The sequence below is a fragment of the Nostoc sp. genome (genome assembly GCF_036916575.1).
In the GTDB taxonomy this organism is placed as follows: domain Bacteria; phylum Cyanobacteriota; class Cyanobacteriia; order Cyanobacteriales; family Nostocaceae; genus Nostoc.
In genome coordinates this window covers 72,322-91,791 of the sequence record NZ_JBALGC010000082.1, presented here as the reverse complement: position 1 = coordinate 91,791, position 19,470 = coordinate 72,322, and the positions used below count along the sequence as shown (strand labels likewise).

Here is a 19,470-nt window from a genome sequence, read left to right as displayed (position 1 = left end):
ATTCGACTTATATATAATAATTACGAGGAATTTAAATCACTTTGAGGTATGAACTCAAAATTTACTTATGAAGAAGCACTGAAATTTGCACAGCAAATTTTAAGTGTAAAAAATAACAAAAATTTAACTAATTTAGAAGAGGAAATATTCAAGGGTTGTTGGGAAGATAGGGATTATGGGGACATTGCTGAAACACTTGGATACTCTACTGGTCGTATTACTGAGGTTGGGAGTCAGCTATGGAGCAAGCTGTCAACAGCTTTGGGAGAACCAATTACTAAGAAAACTTTTCGGCAACCATTGCGAGGAGAATGGGAAAAGCAATATGCTACCAGTAAAACTAGATTATCTGAATTTTTTATAACTCCACAATCTGTGAAGGATGCCTTAAATCAAGATTTTGATTTTTATGTAGAGCGTCCTTTCATTGAAGAACACTGTTACTTGGAGATTTTGAAGCCAGGATGTCTTTTACGAATTAAAGCCCCTTGGCAGACTGGGAAAACAGAATTAGTTTCAAAGCTGATGTATCATACTGCACAAAAAGGATACCGCATAGCAGTTTTTAATCTACGAGACGCAACAAAAGAAGATTTTGAAAATTTGGATAAATTCTTACAGTGGTTCTGTACTCTAGTTGCTAATAGGCTAGAGTTAATTTACTCAGTAGAAGAGCATTGGCATAAAAGCCTTGGTAATAGCAAGATTAAATGTCGAAATTACTTTGAGAAATATTTGTTACTAGGAGATAGCCCCTTAGCCTTATGTTTAGATGAGGTAGACCGAATATTTCCATATCGAGAAATCGCTAGTGAGTTTTTGGGAATGTTGCGAACTTGGCATGAAGACTCTAAAACTCGCCAACTATGGGGGCAACTCCGGCTAATTATCGCACATTCTGAAGTATATACTGAGGTTGATATCAATCAGTCACCGTTTAATGCTGGATGTGAGATAACATTGACAGACTTCAATCAAGAGCAAGTACTATATTTAGCACAACAATATAAACTGGACTGGAATATAACCCAAGTTGTACAGCTTATGGCTATGATTGGAGGACATCCTTTTCTGGTGAATGAAGCTTTCAAAAAAGTGGCACAACAAGGTATGACGCTTGAAGAACTACTGCAAACATCTCATAAGACATGGGGAATTTATCATCGCCACCTAGAACGGCACTGGAGAAATCTGCAATCCAGTCCTGAATTGGCTGATGCTTTTCAAAAGATAGTCTTGGCAAGTACCGCAGTAGAATTCCATTCAGGATTAAATCAAAGCATTGTAGTAAAGTTAAACGACTTGGGGTTAGTTAAACTGTTAAGTAATGGTGTAATACCACGTTATGAATTATATCGACACTATTACCGTAATCGCTTTCAAGATAGCTTATGAGTGCAACATCTAATGAGAGGAACTCTTATCAAGTAGGGGGAAGTTTACCAGAATTTGCTTCTAACTATGTAGTCCGACAAGCAGACTCTCAACTGTATGAAGGATTAAAGGCTGGTTCCTTCTGTTACGTGTTAAACTCCCGACAAATGGGTAAGTCAAGTTTGCGGGTAAGAACAATGCGAACCCTCCAAAAAGAAGGATTTGCTTGTTGTGCAATTGAAATGAGGGATATTTGCAGTTATGAAGTTACACCAGATGAATTTTTTGGCGGTTTTCTTAGCCTTATAGTGAGTGGATTCAATTTAGAAACAGACCCGGCAGATTGGTGGTACAAGTATCAATATATTCCTTGCTCATTACGTTTAAGTAAGTTTATTGAAGAAGAATTGTTAGATAAAAATTATCAAAACTTAGTTCTATTTATCGATGAGGTTGATAATGTTTTAAATTTAAAATTTAAAGATGATTTTTTTGCTTTTATTATTAGTTGTTATAATAAACGTGCTTTTCAGCCAAAATATAATCGTCTCACCTTTGCATTGTTAGGAGTGGCAGCGCCCTTAGATTTAATTGAAAATATTAGAAATACACCTTTTAATATTGATAGTCAAGCCATTGACTTAACTGGTTTTCAGTTAGAGCAAATTACGCCTTTAGAGCAAGGATTGGTTAGTGTAGTTAACAATCCTAAAGCCGTTTTAAAAGAGGTTTTAAAATGGACGGGTGGGCAGCCGTTCTTAACACAATGGTTGTGTCAACTGGTTTCCATTAATCCCTTTAAACTCTCTTACACAGATAGCGAGATAGAGTGGGTAGCTGAAATTGTACGAGAGAAAATAATTGAAAATTGGTGGGTGCAGGATCGGCAACAGCATTTACAGACAATTGGCGAACGTGTAATCAACAATGAAAAACATAACTGCCGATTACTAGGGCTGTATCAGCAAATTTTACGCTTTCAGGAAATCCAGAGTGACGACAGTTCTGAACAGATGGAATTGCGGCTATCTGGCTTAGTAGTCAAGCGTGGTGACAAGCTAAGAGTTTATAACCGCATTTACAAATCTGTTTTTAATGAAACTTGGATAGAGAAAGAGTTAGCAAATCTGCGTCCCTATGCCGAAGCGATTTCAGCTTGGGAAGCTTCAGAATGCCAGGATTATTCATATCTTTTACGTGGACAAGACTTACGTAATGCTCAAGGATGGGCAGTAGATAAAAGTTTAAGCGATTTGGATTATCAGTTCTTAAGCGCAAGCCTTGAGTTGAATAAGCAAGATATTCAAATTGCTTTAGATGCAGAAAAAGAAGCAAGTCAAATATTAAGTGAAGCTTATTACACATTGATGAGGGCGCAAAGGAAAGCACAGCGAATAATTAGTTCTGGATTTGCTGTATTGGTGATTATTTTGCTTGTGACAGTAATAGTAGTAAAATGGGCAGATACCGAGGTAAAAGAAATAGCAGAAATAAGTGATTTGAATGCAAAATCATCTATAAACCTTTTACAAAATGATCAGCTTGGAGCATTAGTCGCCAGTTTAGAAGCAAGTAATAGAGTACTTGCTTTGAAAGCACTACCAGAGAATACCAAGAATCGGACTGTAGAACAGCTAGAACAAGTACTCTATGAAATACAGGAGCAAAATCGATTAGAAGGGCATGGGAGTTATGTCTTAAATGTAAGTTTCAGTCCTGATGGCAAAATGATTGCTACTGCTAGTAAAGACAAGACTGCTAAACTTTGGAGTATAGATGGTCAGCTACTACATACTTTTCAAGGTCACTCTTCAGATGTACGTGGTCTAAGTTTCAGCCCTGATAGCAAGATGATTGCTACTGCAAGCTTTGATGGTACCGCTAAACTCTGGAGTATAAACGGTCAGCTACTACATTCTTTTCAAGGTCATTCAGCTCCTGTATATAGTGTAAGTTTTAGTCCGGATGGCAAGATGATTGCTACTGCAAGCTTAGATGGTACTGTTAAACTTTGGAGCACAAACGGTCAACTACTATATCCTTTTCAAGGTAGTAGAAAAGGAATTATAAGTATAAGTTTCAGCCCTAATGGCAAGATGATTGCTACTGCAAGCTTAGATGGTACCGCTAAACTTTGGACTACAAACGGTCAGCTATTACATTCTTTTCAAGGCCATTCAGCTCCTGTATATAGTGTAAGTTTCAGCCCTGATGGCAAGATGATTGCTACTGCTAGTAAAGACAAGACTGCTAAACTTTGGAGTATAGATGGTCAGCTACGACATTCTTTTCAAGATCATTCAGATAAGGTATATAGTGTGAGTTTTAGCCCTGATAACAACAGGATTGCTACTGCAAGCTTCGATGGTACTGCCAAACTTTGGAGCACAAACGGTCAATTACTTCAAACGTTTAAAGGTCATAGAGGCTATGTTTACGGCGTAGCTTTTAGTCCTAACGGCAAGATGATTGCTACTGCTAGTCAAGACAAGACTGCTAAACTCTGGAGTACGGATCTTGTCAATATAAAAACATTTTTTACAAGACATAATAACTTTATTTGGAATGTAAATTTCAGTCCTGATGGCAGGAGAATTGCTACTGCAAGTTTCGATAGTACTGCTGAACTCTGGAATCTAAACGGTCAGCTAATAAATATTTTACAAGGTCATTCTGATTCTGTATACAGTATAAGTTTTAGTCCTAATGGCAAAATAATTGCTACTGCAAGCTGGGATGGTACTGTTAAACTTTGGAACTCTGAGGGTAAGTTCCTTACGGATTTCACAAAAAATGAGAAGCGAGTCAATAGTGTAAGTTTTAGCCCTGATAGTAGGACAATTGCTATTGCTAATGGAGATGGAAATGTTAAACTCTATAATTTTGATAGCAAAACATTTCTAATCTTAGGAGTACACATTTTTAAGTCCCACGCTAAAGAAGTTTGGGATGTAAGATTTAGCCCTGATGGCAAGACAATTGCCACCGCTAGTGCTGACGATACTGCCAAACTTTGGAGCATACAAGGTCAGCTACTACATACTTTTGAAGGTCATTCTGATTCTGTATACAGTGTAAGATTTAGCCCTGATGGCAAGACAATTGCCACTACTAGTGCTGACGGTACTGCCAAACTTTGGAGCATACAAGGTCAGCTACTACATACTTTTGAAGGTCATTTTAATTCTGTATACAGTGTAAGTTTCAGTCCTGATGGCAAAACAATTGCCACCGCTAGTGCTGACGGTACTGCCAAACTTTGGAGCATACAAGGTCAGCTACTACATACTTTTAAAAGTCATTCTAATTCTGTATACAGTGTAAGTTTCAGTCCTGATGGCAAGACAATTGCCACTGCCCAAAGTGATTTTAGCGTAATTATTTGGAACCTGAACTTAGAGACCACTCTATCTCAACTAAATATGGTATCATGCCACTGGCTTAAAAATTATTTGATAGCCAATGAAATCCGAAAATCAAACAATTATAATCTTTGCAAAAAGAATAAAATATGAGCACAGATCCGAAAAACACACTAGACCAAAAAGAACAGTGCGAAGAAAAAGGTTGGGAATGGATAGATCCCCCTGGAGAATGTGTACCACCGTTTGAGATCCTTAACGATAAAGAACAATTTCACCCCCTTAATAATAAAGAAGAAGATAAAAATCATGAAAAAGAACAGTGCGAAGAAAAAGGTTGGGAATGGATAGATCCCCCAGGGGAATGTGTACCACCTAGGGGACTTAGGGACTTCCAAATAAAAAAATAACCAATCGCTGTATAAGCAGGGGGAGTAAGAAAAAAGTTAGTTGCATTAATCCTTGCTTCTTGACACAGTTTTAGCGTAGGCGTAGCCCAATACTGCTCGGTTAAGCAGAAATAAGAAGTTAAATCAAGAAAAATTTGTTTGCGTATTGATTATGAGAACAAGTTTTTCTTTGTTTTACCCTCCATTTTCCTTAACCGAGCAGTATTGTTTGATGTTGTTGATGTCGGTGTCCTCTTTGAGGGTTGGCGCTTCGAGCGTACTAAACCAGCCTATTGCGTTCGCTTTGGTAGTGCCGGGCTGAAACAAGCGCTGGCGTCTGCACACCCGAACATTAATATGCCTGAAGGCTCATGGCGGCATTGAACGCTTTACGATGACCAATAATTGGGTCTATTCCGAATGGCATTAATAAAAGCGGAAACGCTTGTGGTTTAAGCAATTTGCAATTCCTTTTGTAGTTCATGCCGGGGTTTGGTCATCAAAGGATAAATTTTTGGGCGACGTAAAAGGACTCGTGGTTGGCTTCGACCTGGGCGATGTCTGACGACAAGCCGCTAGCCTGCGGCTGTTAGCATCGCCGTGCCGCCAGGTTGGAGGCAGCAATCATACCCACTGGAGCAGGCTGGGTTGCAAGTTGGGCAAATTTAGAAATCATCCCAATGTTGATGCTGCCATTGGCGCTTTTAATGGTGGGCTTACATTGCTGGCTATTGCAACATTCGGTAAAAGGCATTCCACTTGATTAAGCTTAATAATAGTTATTACCCAGCAAAGTTTCCCATCTAGTTTAAAAATAGGTTGCCAGCGCATGGGCAAAATCTTTAATACTGTATCAATACGTGTATCAGCTAAAATCATCTGTAGACGAGTGTTACTATTCATATCAAATTCCTGAGATTGTCAAGTAGAAGGTGAAAATATTATCATTCACATTTCATTAAGCTTACAGTGTTGATAGTCCTGCGGTGACACTTAGCGGGTTGATGTTTTTTAGGGTAACTGTTGAAGTCATAGTATAAAGAGAGCAGGATTTTATGGAAGGTTAAATTGTGAATTTAGAATTTAGAATTTTTATTTATGGAAGATTTATTTGCGCGGCTAGAACGCACACTCAATCCTGAACTGCCTTCCCTAACAGAGTCACAACAACAACTTCTACAAGAACTCAGTATTGATCAAAATCAACCCGGTACGATTGGGCGTGACTTTCAAACCCTGATAGATTTCTTGCAACCAAATGGAGTGGAAGTTAGTAGTGTTAATAACCTTCTACCGTTGAAAGTACTATCAGAACTTAATTCTCGGTTAAGTCGCCCAATTGAAATTAAACTCAAACGCCCCGTACAGAAATCATACCCCTACATTAATGGACTGTATCTGTTATTACGCAGTTCTGGGATAGCCCAAATTAGATCCCAAGGTAAGAAGCAAATTTTAGTATTAGATGCAGCTACCTTAGAATCATGGTCAAATCTCAACCCAACAGAACGCTATTTCAACTTATTAGAAGCCTGGTTTATTTGGGGAAATAACGAAATTTTGGGTGAGCATCAAGACTCATTCGGGAATTTATTTAGATGCATTCAACTTTGGGATCGCGTCCCAGATAAAGGTTTAAAATTTCCTAAATATGAAGACCAACACGATATTAGTTATTATCCTGGTATGCATAACATTGCCCTGTTAGAGTTATTTGGATTATTATCTATCAAACAAGGAAAATCACAAGAAGGCAAGGGGTGGCGTATTACTAGTTTACAACGCTTGCCCTTTGGTAATGCTCTGTTACAATTCCTATTTCCGCTGGGGATAAGGGGAGAATTACAGGATGATGTCAATGTGAATTTTGGAAAATTGCAGTCACACTTTCAACCATTATTTCCGGAATGGGAGCATAATTTATTTGTTCCCAAGCAAGGATTCAATGATGGAATTTATATTTTTAAAGTGTCCATTTCTAAGGCTTGGAGACGCATCGCCATACCAGCGAAAAAACCATTAGGCTGGCTAGCGGAGACAATTCTCGATGCTTTTGATTTTGACTACGACCATTTATATGAGTTTAGTTATAAAGACCATTTTGGTCGCATAATAAAAATCAGTCATCCCTACATGGAAACACCCCCATTTGCAGATCAAGTGCAGATTGGTGACTTGTCTCTAGAACCGGGTGCTAAAATTACCTATCTTTATGATTTTGGTGACAACTGGAAATTTGATGTGCAGTTAGAAGCAATTAATCCACCTGATAACAAAATCAAAAAAGCAAAAATTTTAGAAGTTCACGGAAATGCACCTCAACAGTATTGGAGTGAAGATGATGAATCGGATGAAGAGGAAGAATGAGGGAGATTTACGCAGACGTGGACAATGAAAATGTCTCTATGTCCCCCTGCTTCCTGATCTCCCCCATTTCTAGTTAGGATGATGAAACAATACAAATTGTCAGGAGATAAAACTTGTGAGTCTTCCATATACTGGAGGTTGTCAATGTGGACAGATTCGTTATGAAATTCATGCCGAACCGTTAACCCTTTATCTATGCCACTGCAAGGAGTGTCAGAAACAATCCTCTAGTGCCTTTGGAATGTCTCTCACCGTACCACGAGATGCTGTTGTGATTCTTCAGGGAAAACCGAAAGCTTGGACTCGGAAAAATGATAGCGGACGTGAAGTAAATAACCTGTTCTGTGGCGACTGCGGAACACGATTGTTCCATGAACGGACTCACAACCCAAATACTATCAATGTCAAAGCCGGAACGTTAGATGATACAAGTTGGTTACGCCCAGTGGGTAACATTTGGACACGCAGTGCCCAGTCATGGGTGATAATTTCAGACCAATTGCTCAACTATGATGGGCAACCAGAGGATGTGCAGCCTTTATGGGAAAAATGGACACAACAGCATCCATAAAGGCATAATTACTGATATCATACATCACACTGTTGAGAGTTAAACCAAATAGTATAGGTGAGATACTTTCAAGGGTGCGATCGCCTACTCACCCACCACAGGCATTGCCCTGAGTTGGTAGTCTAACTCATGACTGTACTAAACCAGAGAATGACAAAATTTTACTGGTAAAGTGCTTTAATAAACATATTAAATTATTTAAAACAGTAATAGTAAACTCAAATTATAAGTTTAGTTTGTATATCATATGGATTTCCATACTTGTCTGCAAATCATGTTAATCAAGCTAACACACTATTAATATTTCACATGAAAACTTAGTGGACATTTCCAATCAAGTGATTTAAGTGAAATTAAATAAGCAAGACAATTTTGGTTTATTCTCAACACTTTTAACAGTTATTTCTAGACAAGGTTGATGACAAACGACACACCACAAGAATTGAACCCAGACCAAGAGATTGAGCGTTTGATTGATCAGGTAATGTCTTCATCTCTGACTGATGAACAGTACCGCAAAAAGATGCAGCGACGCAAAGAAGTCCAAGACAAGCGAATAGCAGAAGCTGTAACAGAAAAAGGGCTAATTATTGTAAATACTGGTAACGGTAAAGGTAAAACCACTGCGGCTTTGGGGATGGTGTTACGCTCGCTCGGTCACGGGTATAAAGTAGCGATCATCCAATTCATCAAAGGTGGCTGGGAACCTTCAGAAAAAAGGGTTTTCAGCTATTGGGAAGACCAGATAGAATTTCATGCAATGGGTGAAGGCTTTACCTGGGAAACTCAAGACCGCGATCGCGATCTCGACAAAGCTAGCGCCGCGTGGGAAAAATCATTAGAATACATCCGCAACCCAGACTTTCATCTGGTGTTATTAGATGAAATCAATATCGCCCTCAAAATGTCTTATTTAGAAGTAGAGGATGTTTTAGCGGGTTTGGCGCAAAAACCAGCTAACAAACACGTTATTCTCACAGGTAGAGGCGCACCGGCTGCTTTAATTGAGCGTGCTGACCTCGTAACTGAAATGACCCTAGTTAAGCACCCTTTCCGCGATCAAGGCGTTAAGGCGCAACCAGGAATTGAGTATTGAAGAAGAATGCAGAATTCAGCAATTCTAAATTCTGCACTTCGAGTTCGGAACACTAAATTCTAAGCTCAGAACAGCAAGCTTGGAGTTCGGAACATCAAACTCCAAGCTTGGAACATGGAACCTGTTCTCTAAAAGAAGGCTACAGAACAAGTTTGGTAACCCAGATTAAACCTAAATTTCTTAATTATGATTTATGTAGCTTGCTTCTCGCCTTCTCTACGAGACGCTACGCGAATGGCAAGTATTATGAATTACGAATTGGTATTAGGAGCGATCGCTCTTAGAGTCTCTAAAGAAATGTAAATAAAGCAAAATTCGGCGATCACCTCGTCTGAAGATAGATCACTATCCATTTCAGGCGATCGCGCAGTGATTCTTATTATAAGTATTTAACCGGAGATGAAAAGACTCAAAAATTCATCAGTCATCATCAAGACTTTGAATTTATTTATATTTGACTAGCTTTGTGTAGATAACTATTGGAGATTATTTGCACATTTGCAACGTGTGGCGATCGCTAGCAGTGATGGAATTTAAGCGATGAAAGTCTTGCAGAGCCACCAAATAAGCATAACTGCTTGACTCATCTTCACCGACCTTAGGGAGTCTACTGTTTGTAGCTACCTGATTTGACTGATTAGAGCTGGCTTCATATGATGAACCATTAACCGTCATCGCCAACTCACCTGATGGGTTGAGTGTACCCTGAAAACAATTAAACTCTGATTGGGGCATATACAATGCACCAGTTACCTTGGCCTGCTGCTTTTGAAATATGATGTAACCTTGACCAAGCTGGTTTGGTTTTGGGGATTGACCATAGAGATAAACCCCATCTTTTTCCGGAAAATTCGCTTTTGGTAAAACTTCTGCGCCTTTTGTAGCTCCCTGAGAACCTGGAACCAGCGCTGTGGCTCCAGGTTCTATTTTTCCGCCCTTATGGACAAAAAGCCCTTTATCTCCAAAAACCCGAGCAAGTTGACTTCTCTGCTCCCGAACTCTTCTTAGCTGCGACAAAAGAGAGGTTTCGGAGGTTTGATGAATTTGAGCCGATGAGAATGAAGAGTTTGTAACTGATACGACTTGAGTCTGTTTGGCCATAAAGCCCAAACCGAGAAGTAAGCCTAAGCCCGCTAGGGAAATTCCCCACTGACGGGGAGATAATAACTGATGAAGGTTGTTAAGCACCCTACTTCTCCTGTTAAAAAACTAACCAATTTTTCTAGAACTTACTTAGATTATAACCAAGTCTTAATTGTCAAAGACTTTATTAACGACTTATATTATTATTGTCCAAAAAAGAAAACTGTCAAAACTAAAGTCTTTATTTAATTTAATTCAACAATCTTAGATTACCATCAGTTAGAGTATTTATTCTTCATCCAATAGATTCATCCGATTGAGTGAGGTTAATCACAAATTAAACCCTGTCAATTAACATTCAATTTTTTAACATCTTGCCTTTTAGATTTTTCCAGAGAGAAAAATACTGGTATTTTTTTTAGATGCATCTCCGTAGAACTATAGTAATCCGATTTGATTTGTGAGAAGCAAATGGTGATAGAATAGCACAGCTAGCTGTACGCCCTTACGAAAGCGTCAAATCCAAATATTTTTCCTGGTTGTCAACACAAAAAAATCGCCCCCTGAATTCAGAAGGCGGATCACCAAGGTAGTGTAGAGACGCGAAATTTCGCGTCTCTCGTTTTAGCTAGCAACGTATTCTTGGACATTGGCCCGACGGCGACGCAGATGAGCCAAAGCTTGATGCTCTAACTGGCGAACGCGTTCACGGCTGAGATTCAATCTCTCACCCACTTTCGCCAATGACATTTCGTTACCATCCTCTAAACCAAAACGTAGAGCTAAAACTTCTCGCTGTTGCGGGGTTAGTTCTGCTAGCAGGTTGTTCAAGTCTTGGCGTAAGAATTCCTGGTTGGTGTAATACTCTGGTGATGGGCCATCATCTTCGAGCATTTCTTGTAACTCAGTATCTTGGTTATCACCAACTCGTACATCCAAAGACACTGGTTGACGAGCCATATTCAGGTACTCGCGGATCTGAGCAGGTTCTATTTCCAGTTCTTTGGCAATTTCGGCTGGAGTCGGCGATCGCCCCAAGGTTTGAGCCAACTCGCGCTGCACTTTTTTGATTTTATTCAATTTTTCGGTAATGTGGATCGGTAAGCGGATGGTGCGCCCTTGCTGGGCGATCGCGCGGGTAATCGCTTGGCGAATCCACCAGTAAGCATAGGTTGAAAACTTATAACCCCTGGTTGGGTCAAATTTCTCCACACCCCGTTCTAATCCTAGTGTTCCTTCCTGGATTAAATCCAAAAACTCCATATTCCGCTTTTGGTACTTCTTGGCAATAGCAACCACTAAGCGCAAATTCGCTTCGATCATTTTTTGCTTTGCCCGCTTACCTTGGGCCACCGTTTGTTGTACCTCGGTTTCCGATTGTTGAACCTGGTCAGCCCACTCTGACATATTCGGTTCGCGATGCAGCTTCTTCGCCAAATCTTCCTTGGCATCAATCAGCGTCATCATTTGTTGCACCTGCTTCCCATAGACAATTTCTTGTTCACGGGTTAGCAGTGGTACACGACCAATTTCCCGCAGATAGGTTCGCACCATATCAGCCGTAAATTTGGTATTGAGGTTTTCCGTTTGGGTGTTGACAGTAGGCATTGGTGCGTTTTCCTCTACTCCGTAAACACAATGTATGTTTTCTTACTAAAATGAATTGGGAAAGGTAGTACATCTATCACGAAATATCGGGAGCTACCAAAAGCAATTAATCAATTGATACAGCCGTTGTTAAGACGGTAAGCCCCCAATGATAGGTTCCCCTACCTTCCCTAAATTTTCAATCTCTTATAAGCACGTTGGTTGTTTTTGAGAATTCTTCTTTTCGTCGGCAGTTACTGACAGTAACTGGTAAAATCCGAAGTCGGTATGAGTTCTACTTAGCTTTATAATACGATAAATCAGGCAAATAGTAAAGTATCTTAAGATAAAGCGGATAATTATAATTCAAAAGCAGTCTTTTGCGAAAATAAATTTAAAGTTCCTTGAAATTACTTACTATATCTATAGTGACGCCAAAAACCCCTCTTCTGTTGCCAAAACCTAGCCGGATAACCGAACTTAATTTGCTGTGAGCATGGAGGGATGTCACGAATTAGTCATTAGTTATTAGTCATTGGTCATTTGCAAAGGACAAAGCGCAAAGTCGAGCCAGTCGCTTGGGCGGGTTTCCCGACTTGGGCGTTAGCGTAGCAGTAGCGACGCAGGAGCGTCACTGGCGTTGAGCGGAGGTTTGCGGACGTTCGCGGACTCCTTAGCATAGCCTCTCGTAGAGAAGAAGCTGCACTATCCGTTGGCGCAGCCCGCCGTACTCCTAGGTCGAAGCAAGCTACGCATAGCGTCTCGTAGAGAAGGCATCAGAACTTTGTAACAGAGGACAACTGACAAATGACTATCTAGAATCCCAAGTCAGCTTTGGCTAGTTCAGCAGCGGCGAATACTTCTGCGTCAGGTTTTTCTTCCCAGGCTGGCTCACCAATTTCTTCGTAAAAAGTTGCGTCGTAAGGACGAGTACGCACTACTACTGGCATAGGAACGGCGTGACCCAAAATTAAGGCTTGTTGTTTAGAGTCTAACTTTGCTAACACCGATCGCAATCCGCCACCACCAGATACACCTGTAAAAATCGCGTCAATATCTTTTTCATCATTCAGCAAAGCCGTAATGCGAGTCCCAATCTGGGACATAACTTCATTATCTATGCCTGATGGACGTTGATCAACTACCAAAAGTGTGACAAAATATTTCCGCAGTTCACGGGCAATAGTCCCAAAGATAGTACTTTGTACGACTGCTGGGTCAAGGAAACGGTGCGCCTCTTCAATGGTAATCATCAATGGTGTCGGGCGATCGCTAGGATTTTTGCTTTGCAGGAATTTGTCTGCTTTCTTGACGTAATGCTCGTGAATACGCCGGGTGATCATATTCGTCACCAACATATAAGAGAGCATATTAGACTGGGAACCAAATTCTATCACAACATTCTTCCCAGATTCCAGGCACTGGACAATTTTACTAATGTAATTCTGGGGGCAAACCGCTCGCATATACTTCAAACTATCCATCCGCAAGAGTTTGCGCTGCAATGCCATAATCGAGCCTTTGTGTCCGCGCTTCTCGTCGCAGAACATCTCGATTTCTTCATTGGTCATGTTCAGCAACTGGATAATCCAGGACTTGCCATACTCGCTATACAAGATATTGGCGTTATCCAGGGCTGCGTCAGAGAGTCCTAAATCTCGACTACATAATTTAATGTCTTCAACTTCAATTTGCTCATAACTCAAATAAAGTTCTTGAGCATCACGCACACCTCGGCGCTTTGTCGATTCCGGGTCGAGGGTGTAGACTTCGACTTTACTGGGAAATAATTGTTTTAAGCCTTTAACAGTATTTACGTTCTTACCTTCTGCAACGGCTTCCCAGCCATACTCGGAGTGCATATCAAAAATCAAGTTCACCGCCGCATTTTTACGGATAACGCCAGCTAAAAGTAGCCGCGTTAAAAAGGATTTACCAGTACCAGATTTCCCAAAAACCCCATTACTCCGTTCCACAAAGCGGTTTAAATCGATACAAACAGGCACATCCATATCCAAAGGTTTCCCAATGGAAAAATTGCGCCTTTGGGGGTCATCTTCCCAACCAAATACCCGGCGAAAATCCTCAACACTTGCTTCGTAAACTTGACTAAAGTGGCTAGGAATAGTTTTAACAGGCAACAATTCCATCGTCGTACTGGTTTGTGGCACAAATGAAGCTAAACCCGTCACCGATGGGATAAAGGGATTTGCCGATTTGCCATTTGCTGGGGAGAAAGATTCTTCAGATTCGGGAGTGAACATCAACATCGGCGCGAGATTGATTGTACCGTATGTACCACTTCCGGCTAAAACATCTCGTAAAAAAGTGTCTTCCCAACTGGGGGGATTAGCAATAATTCGCGCATTAGCAGCTCCGAGTGCCACATCTGTCAGCATACAAAAAAAACGCGATCGCATCCCTTGGACAACAAGAAACTTACCCACCCGCATATCTTCCACAGAAATGTCAGGATGCAATCGTACTTCTAAACCTTCAGTCAGAGAACCTTGAATAACCGAACCTAATGGCTGTCCCGAATTCATCTAATTAATTACATGATTGTTGGTGCTATCTCTTATGTTGAATTTTAGTTGGATAGGGCAAAAGTTGCGAATTTGTCATTGGTCATTGGTCATTAGTCATTTGTGTTGAGTTATTCTCTCCCAATGCCCCATGACCCATGCCTAATTCCCCATTACCTAGTCAATCTGAATAGAAGTTGGCGCACCCCCTGTTGGGAAAGTGGTACTGATGAATGGTTTACGGAATTGGGCGTAAAGGCGATCGCGCCAGGTGAAGAATGGTTCATAATCTATATTCTCTGCAAGGATTGGCAATCCCTTACCTCTAATAGAAGCTGGTAAATCCAGATAGGGGCCAGGAGGGAACTTGAGCAATATCGATAAGCCAGCCACTGCCAAGTCAGCTAAAGTCGGCTCATCTCCTGTTAAATAAGGACTATCTGCCAGTAACAATGTCAAGGCTTCTAAGTCTTGTTTTAAAGATGCGATCGCTGACTGTATCACATCTGGACTATAACCTACCCCAACACCCAACACTGTCAGGAAGTCACTAGGTACTCCTCCAACCAGACTTTTAAATATATCTGGTGTTGAGGTGGGTAATAAAGACTTGCGGAAATTTTGATCTTGACTTATTGCAGCAAATAGTGCTTTCCGACCTTTGATGCCTATAGACTCATCCGCCCATTCTTCTATTAATAAAGTTAAACCCCGTTTTTTGGGATCTTGCGGTATTATTGGGCGATCGGGATACTCTAAGTCTAAATACTTAGCTATTTCCGTAGAATCCGCAATATATCTATTACGATCCTTTAATACCGGAACTTGTTTTTGACCAGTCAGCCGGAACAGTTCTACTTGTCCAATCCCAGGCGTAACCTCTATTTTGCGGTAATCTAGTCCTTTAAAATCTAGAATTAGGCGCACTTTCTCTGAGTATTGAGAGAGTTCCCATTGGTATAATTCCAGCATCTTGTGTATACCTTGTAACTGGTCAACTTCTTAACTTTACAATTGTATCTTTAGTTAAAGTAACGCGACGTGCAACTTCTTCTTAGAAGCCCGCTTCCATTCCTCTGCCTAGAGGGAGAGAGGCTTTGATTCTTGCTCCCTAACGCTAGTAAAGGAGCCAGTACGTTGCGGGGGTTCCAAGAGTTGTAGCAACTGGCATAAGGGGTTGGGGGTTAGGTTTGAGAGAAAGTTGCACACCGCGTAAAGTAATTTTTATTGCGATTAATTGTTTAGTTATCTATATTAAATGATATTATGGTTAAAATTATGCCTTATTTTTGGCAAAATCCTCTATTGAAAAAATATTGTTTTCTAATTGATTAAAATATCAAATAACTAAATAATTTAATTTCGCATATATAAATAAACCTAACCGCTCAGTCGTGAGTCTTCAATATTTCTGTGATTTTGCTGAGTAATCAATAGTTAATTCAGAGATATAGCCTTCTACCGTATGGAATTCATAATTTTTGAATCAACTGTTAATTTACATCCAAAATTGTATATAATAAATTGGTTTTTAAGTAGAATCTTTCTCAGAGCTTATTGTAACTCATAACTTGTATATGTGAGATTTTCAGACTTTCTTAGAGTTGACGCTACACCAAGTAAGGCTTTTTAACTCCTTTTGGTGTGACGGAGAAAATCTGCTCAATTTAGATGAAATATATGCTAAATATATTTCATCCTTATCAGCGCAAACCGAGGTTGGCTATTTTACTTTACCAGCACAAACTATTCTAGGTAAAAATCTTACTTCCCTCTTGAGTTAGATTTTGTACCTAACAAAATGTTATAAATCTTTATGTAATGTATGGACAAAAAAGACAAACAAAATTTATGAAGACAAATTACAGCAAATTGCTGACCACGTTGGCAGGCATAGCAGGATTTACTAGTTTCAGCCTTCTGATTACTTTACCATCTGATGCAAAATCAGCACTAAATCCTAATCCCAGTATTTTCAATGAAGCCCCATACAACCAGGGACAACGTCTTCAAGTAAATGCTCAATACACACCTGCTGAGGCTGCTTCCGAAATAGAAAAGGGCAATACCAAACGCAAACAAGTGGCGCAAAATAGTGGTGGAACCGTAAATCCCAGACCAAGTATTTTCAACGAGCCTCCCTATAACCATAATGTTACACCTAGTGAATCTGCACCACCTGCAACCCGCACCCCACGCCCTATCCCGGAAACTCAACCCAGCACACCACCAACACAAGTACCATCTACGGAGACACCGACTCCAACTCCACCAGGGCCAGGGGCAAGCGACAATCAAGGCAAAAACTTGTTAGCGTTGGCAGAGTCAAACGCTTCTTTTACAACCTTAACCAAGGCTTTGAAAGCAGCAGGATTGACTGGAACTTTGCAAGGCAAAGATAACTTAACTATTTTTGCACCTACTGATGCAGCTTTTGCTAAGTTGCCAGCAGATGCTTTGCAAGAATTGTTAAAACCAGATAACAAAGAAGTTTTGATCAAAATCTTAACTTACCATGTAGTACCTGGTAAGGTCTTGTCAACTGATTTGAAGTCTGGCGAAGTTAAAAGCCTTGAAGGCGGCACAATTAACGTTAAAGTTGATCCTGCTACCGGTGTGACTGTCAATGATGCTAAAGTGACACAGGCAGATATCACAGGCACTAACGGTGTAATCCATGCGATTGATCAGGTGATTTTGCCTCCTGACTTGTAGTTTTTAAGTACAAGTACAACCAGGAATAGAACTAGGTTGGTATAAAGTATTAATATGTAAAAATTCCGTTCAGATGTTAATTTTGGACGGTTTTTTTGTAAGAACGGTGAGTTACAGCTATTTTCAGGTAAATAGACCAAGCAGTAGGGGCACAGCATTGCTCATAAGTGTCAACTTAAACCAAAACCCCTTTAAAACCTCGTTTCTAGCCAGAGGCTAGAAATGCTCGTCATTGCGGCTCTGCTGCAAGTAAGAGGCGGAGCCTCTCATTAGGCATTCCAGTTTCTGACTGGGAACGAGGCAATCTCTAAAAGCTGGTTCTAGACTGGCTTTCATGTTAAGTTGACACCAATGAGCATTGCTGTGCCCCTACGAAAGATGTGGTTCAAATACATGAAAACTGCTGTAAAAAGGAATTTTAATGAGACCAAAAATAGTTCATCGTTCAGCTAGGTTCTTAGCGAGTTAAAACCTCAAAGGAGCAAGTGACTACAATTGGCTAAGTCCCTAATCTAAATCACTAAGGTATAGGCAGACTACCTTGTAGTATCATCTGACTTGCCCTAGCTTGACAGATGGCGCAGGCACAGCCAAACATCTGCATAGCAAGCTGTTTAACTTTTTCATTAGCACGTATTGATGGGTATTGGGGATATTCTTGTGAAACAGGTGCAGCAACTGTCTGTGTGTCAGTGGGTGTTAAGGTAGGATTGGCTAATTCTTGAGGAGAAAGCTTCTTAGCAAAAGCTGGATTGACACTTAGGAGCGTCAAAGCAAAAAAGCTAGAGCAGCAAAGCAAAGCCATTACAATTTTATTCATGATTTTCCTGAGTGGTAGACCTTATTATTAGTTGAGTTTAGCTAAAAAAAACTACAAATCGTCAGAAAAATTCAACTTGTTTTTAGTTGCCGAGTAGCGATTGATAGAGCTGCTGATTTCTATTGAAATAACAATTACTTTTTGTTTGCAATCAGCTTTTGGTCTTTATCTTGCATTTCTAAAAGTTCAGGGATAGTAACAAAGCTATAACCCTGTTTGCGAAAGTTGGCAATAATTTCTGGTAAAGCTTGCACAGTTTTAGAACGATTACCACCACCATCATGCATCAGCACAATCCCACCTGGTTTAGCCTTCCTAAACACATTATTAATTAATTTTGGTACAGCCGGACGCGAGTAGTCTACAGAGTCAGATGACCAGAGAATGATCGCATATTTGCTACTTCGAGCGTAATCAGCCACCCCATTGTGCATGATTCCCCCTGGTGGCCGAAACAAATTTGTTTTAATCCCTGTCACTTGATAAATCAGGTCTGCTGTGTGGACAATTTCATAGGCAGCTGCTTGTGGATTCAAGAATTGATACCAATGATGCCAAGTATGGTTGCCAATTACGTGACCTTCAGCAATCTCCCGCTTTACTAAGCCTGGATAATTCTTTACGTTCTGCCCAATCAGGAAAAATGTCCCTTTGATGTGATTTTGTTTAAGAATATCTAGTACTTGCGCGGTACTCTCAGGCCATGGCCCATCATCAAAGGTAAGAGCAATTACTTTCTGTTCGGGAATAAGTTTTGCCGACTCAACTATTGCCCCTTGAAAGCGTAGAGGTACAGCATAGGAGAGACCCTTTGTTTGTGCTTGTTGCTGCCAACTTTTAAGCATCACCGCTTTTAGTTCTTCAATATGCTGCTCAATTCCAACCTTGGCTGGTAAATTGTTATTTATATTCTCTGTACTTTGAGCCTCAGAGGAGCTTGACTTGATAAACATCATCGTGATAACACTCAAACTGGCACTCAAGACAAGCAACGTAATTAATATTTTTTGCAGACCAAAAAATGACTTATTGTCCTGCACTTCATAGCTCCTTCAAAGGTCGAACCATCTTTTTTTATAATACTTCGGGCAGGTTTTTCTACTCTGGTAAGCCTTGCTATGCAGGCTACAGCATGATTGGTATATTTTTTAAACTGACATCCAACTTTGACTCTGAAAAAATGTCTTACCCTACGGATAATCTAATATCTATAAGCAAAACCCTGACCATGAAAGCGAGAGCCTTCTTGCGCGTTAATTTTTGTAGACTATGGGGTATGAGGGGAATTTCGAGAACAGTAAAAGGCAATTAATCCTGCGTTATTAATATGAATATACTTAATGTAGGTTAAATATTGCATATCCTATTGACGAAGCTATTGCGAAATTATGACGAAGATGTGACCTTCCTTGAGTGATGACGGCATAACGCAGACCCGTTAAAAAATTTCTTTGATCCCTGACCGCGCAAGATGAGTAAACACCATAGTCAGAGAATCTCGCACGCTGACTTTTGTCTTACTGGTTTAAAAAAGGGATTTCCAATAAATCATCCATTTTATGGGGCGGGCAAGATGCATTG

Annotated in this window: 15 protein-coding genes; 8 read left to right on the top strand and 7 right to left on the bottom strand. The window is 40.2% G+C overall.

Annotation, left to right across the window (positions count from 1 at the left end):
- The first annotated feature begins 48 nt into the window (after nucleotides 1-48).
- The 4 genes from V7L29_RS17130 (at nucleotide 49) to V7L29_RS17115 (ending at nucleotide 5,509) form a co-directional block, all read left to right on the top strand.
- Nucleotides 49-1,395: an AAA-like domain-containing protein gene (locus V7L29_RS17130; RefSeq protein WP_334694113.1), complete on the top strand. Its 1,347-nt coding sequence runs from the start codon at nucleotides 49-51 to the stop codon at nucleotides 1,393-1,395.
- On the top strand, nucleotides 1,392-4,889 hold the full coding sequence (locus V7L29_RS17125; protein ID WP_334736240.1) for an eIF2A-related protein: 3,498 nt from the start codon (nucleotides 1,392-1,394) through the stop codon (nucleotides 4,887-4,889). Before V7L29_RS17130 ends, V7L29_RS17125 begins: the two co-directional genes overlap by 4 nt.
- Nucleotides 4,886-5,146 (top strand): hypothetical protein, encoded by a 261-nt coding sequence (locus tag V7L29_RS17120; protein ID WP_334694115.1) that lies wholly within the window; start codon nucleotides 4,886-4,888, stop codon nucleotides 5,144-5,146. The genes V7L29_RS17125 and V7L29_RS17120 overlap by 4 nt, the downstream gene beginning before the upstream one ends.
- A 138-nt stretch (nucleotides 5,147-5,284) precedes the next feature.
- Nucleotides 5,285-5,509 (top strand): hypothetical protein, encoded by a 225-nt coding sequence (locus V7L29_RS17115; RefSeq protein ID WP_334736239.1) that lies wholly within the window; start codon nucleotides 5,285-5,287, stop codon nucleotides 5,507-5,509.
- 288 nt (nucleotides 5,510-5,797) lie between these two features.
- Here V7L29_RS17115 and V7L29_RS17110 read toward each other — a convergent pair whose 3' ends face one another.
- A complete protein-coding gene (locus V7L29_RS17110) occupies nucleotides 5,798-6,028 on the bottom strand; it encodes a hypothetical protein (protein ID WP_334694117.1) in 231 nt (76 codons plus the stop codon).
- A 195-nt stretch (nucleotides 6,029-6,223) separates the two neighbouring features.
- Here V7L29_RS17110 and V7L29_RS17105 point away from each other — a divergent pair, with 195 nt between their 5' ends.
- The 3 genes from V7L29_RS17105 to cobO all read left to right on the top strand — a co-directional run bounded on the left by V7L29_RS17105 (nucleotide 6,224) and on the right by cobO (nucleotide 9,159).
- Nucleotides 6,224-7,492, top strand: coding sequence for a plasmid pRiA4b ORF-3 family protein (locus tag V7L29_RS17105; protein ID WP_334736238.1), 1,269 nt, complete (start codon nucleotides 6,224-6,226; stop codon nucleotides 7,490-7,492).
- Nucleotides 7,493-7,607: 115 nt separating this feature from the next.
- Nucleotides 7,608-8,063 carry a GFA family protein gene (locus V7L29_RS17100; protein ID WP_334736237.1) on the top strand — a complete coding sequence of 152 codons (456 nt, stop codon included), beginning with the start codon at nucleotides 7,608-7,610 and terminating at the stop codon, nucleotides 8,061-8,063.
- Nucleotides 8,064-8,481: 418 nt separating this feature from the next.
- Nucleotides 8,482-9,159, top strand: a complete 678-nt coding sequence (gene cobO / locus V7L29_RS17095; protein WP_334694120.1) for a cob(I)yrinic acid a,c-diamide adenosyltransferase — start codon at nucleotides 8,482-8,484, stop codon at nucleotides 9,157-9,159.
- A gap of 486 nt (nucleotides 9,160-9,645) precedes the next feature.
- On the opposite strand, the gene V7L29_RS17090 is transcribed toward cobO, so the two are convergent.
- The 4 genes from V7L29_RS17090 to V7L29_RS17075 form a co-directional block, all read right to left on the bottom strand.
- Nucleotides 9,646-10,347, bottom strand: a complete 702-nt coding sequence (locus tag V7L29_RS17090) for a hypothetical protein (RefSeq protein ID WP_334736236.1) — start codon at nucleotides 10,345-10,347, stop codon at nucleotides 9,646-9,648.
- A gap of 519 nt (nucleotides 10,348-10,866) precedes the next feature.
- Complete coding sequence (locus tag V7L29_RS17085) at nucleotides 10,867-11,850, bottom strand: RNA polymerase sigma factor, RpoD/SigA family (RefSeq protein WP_334694122.1); 984 nt, start codon at nucleotides 11,848-11,850, stop codon at nucleotides 10,867-10,869.
- A 794-nt stretch (nucleotides 11,851-12,644) separates the two neighbouring features.
- Nucleotides 12,645-14,375: an ATP-binding protein gene (locus tag V7L29_RS17080; RefSeq protein ID WP_334736235.1), complete on the bottom strand. Its 1,731-nt coding sequence runs from the start codon at nucleotides 14,373-14,375 to the stop codon at nucleotides 12,645-12,647.
- A gap of 156 nt (nucleotides 14,376-14,531) precedes the next feature.
- Nucleotides 14,532-15,326, bottom strand: coding sequence for a glutathione S-transferase family protein (locus V7L29_RS17075; RefSeq protein ID WP_334694124.1), 795 nt, complete (start codon nucleotides 15,324-15,326; stop codon nucleotides 14,532-14,534).
- A gap of 879 nt (nucleotides 15,327-16,205) precedes the next feature.
- Between V7L29_RS17075 and V7L29_RS17070 the strand changes: the two genes are divergently transcribed.
- The gene (locus V7L29_RS17070; protein WP_334694125.1) at nucleotides 16,206-17,069 is read left to right on the top strand and encodes a fasciclin domain-containing protein; all 864 of its coding nucleotides are present in this window, start codon (nucleotides 16,206-16,208) and stop codon (nucleotides 17,067-17,069) included.
- 520 nt (nucleotides 17,070-17,589) lie between these two features.
- On the opposite strand, the gene V7L29_RS17065 is transcribed toward V7L29_RS17070, so the two are convergent.
- Together V7L29_RS17065 and V7L29_RS17060 are read right to left on the bottom strand one after the other, a co-directional pair.
- A complete protein-coding gene (locus tag V7L29_RS17065; RefSeq protein ID WP_334694126.1) occupies nucleotides 17,590-17,889 on the bottom strand; it encodes a hypothetical protein in 300 nt (99 codons plus the stop codon).
- 134 nt (nucleotides 17,890-18,023) lie between these two features.
- Entirely contained in the window at nucleotides 18,024-18,929 is a 906-nt protein-coding gene (locus V7L29_RS17060) for a polysaccharide deacetylase family protein (RefSeq protein WP_334694127.1), read from the bottom strand.
- Nucleotides 18,930-19,470 lie beyond the last annotated feature (541 nt).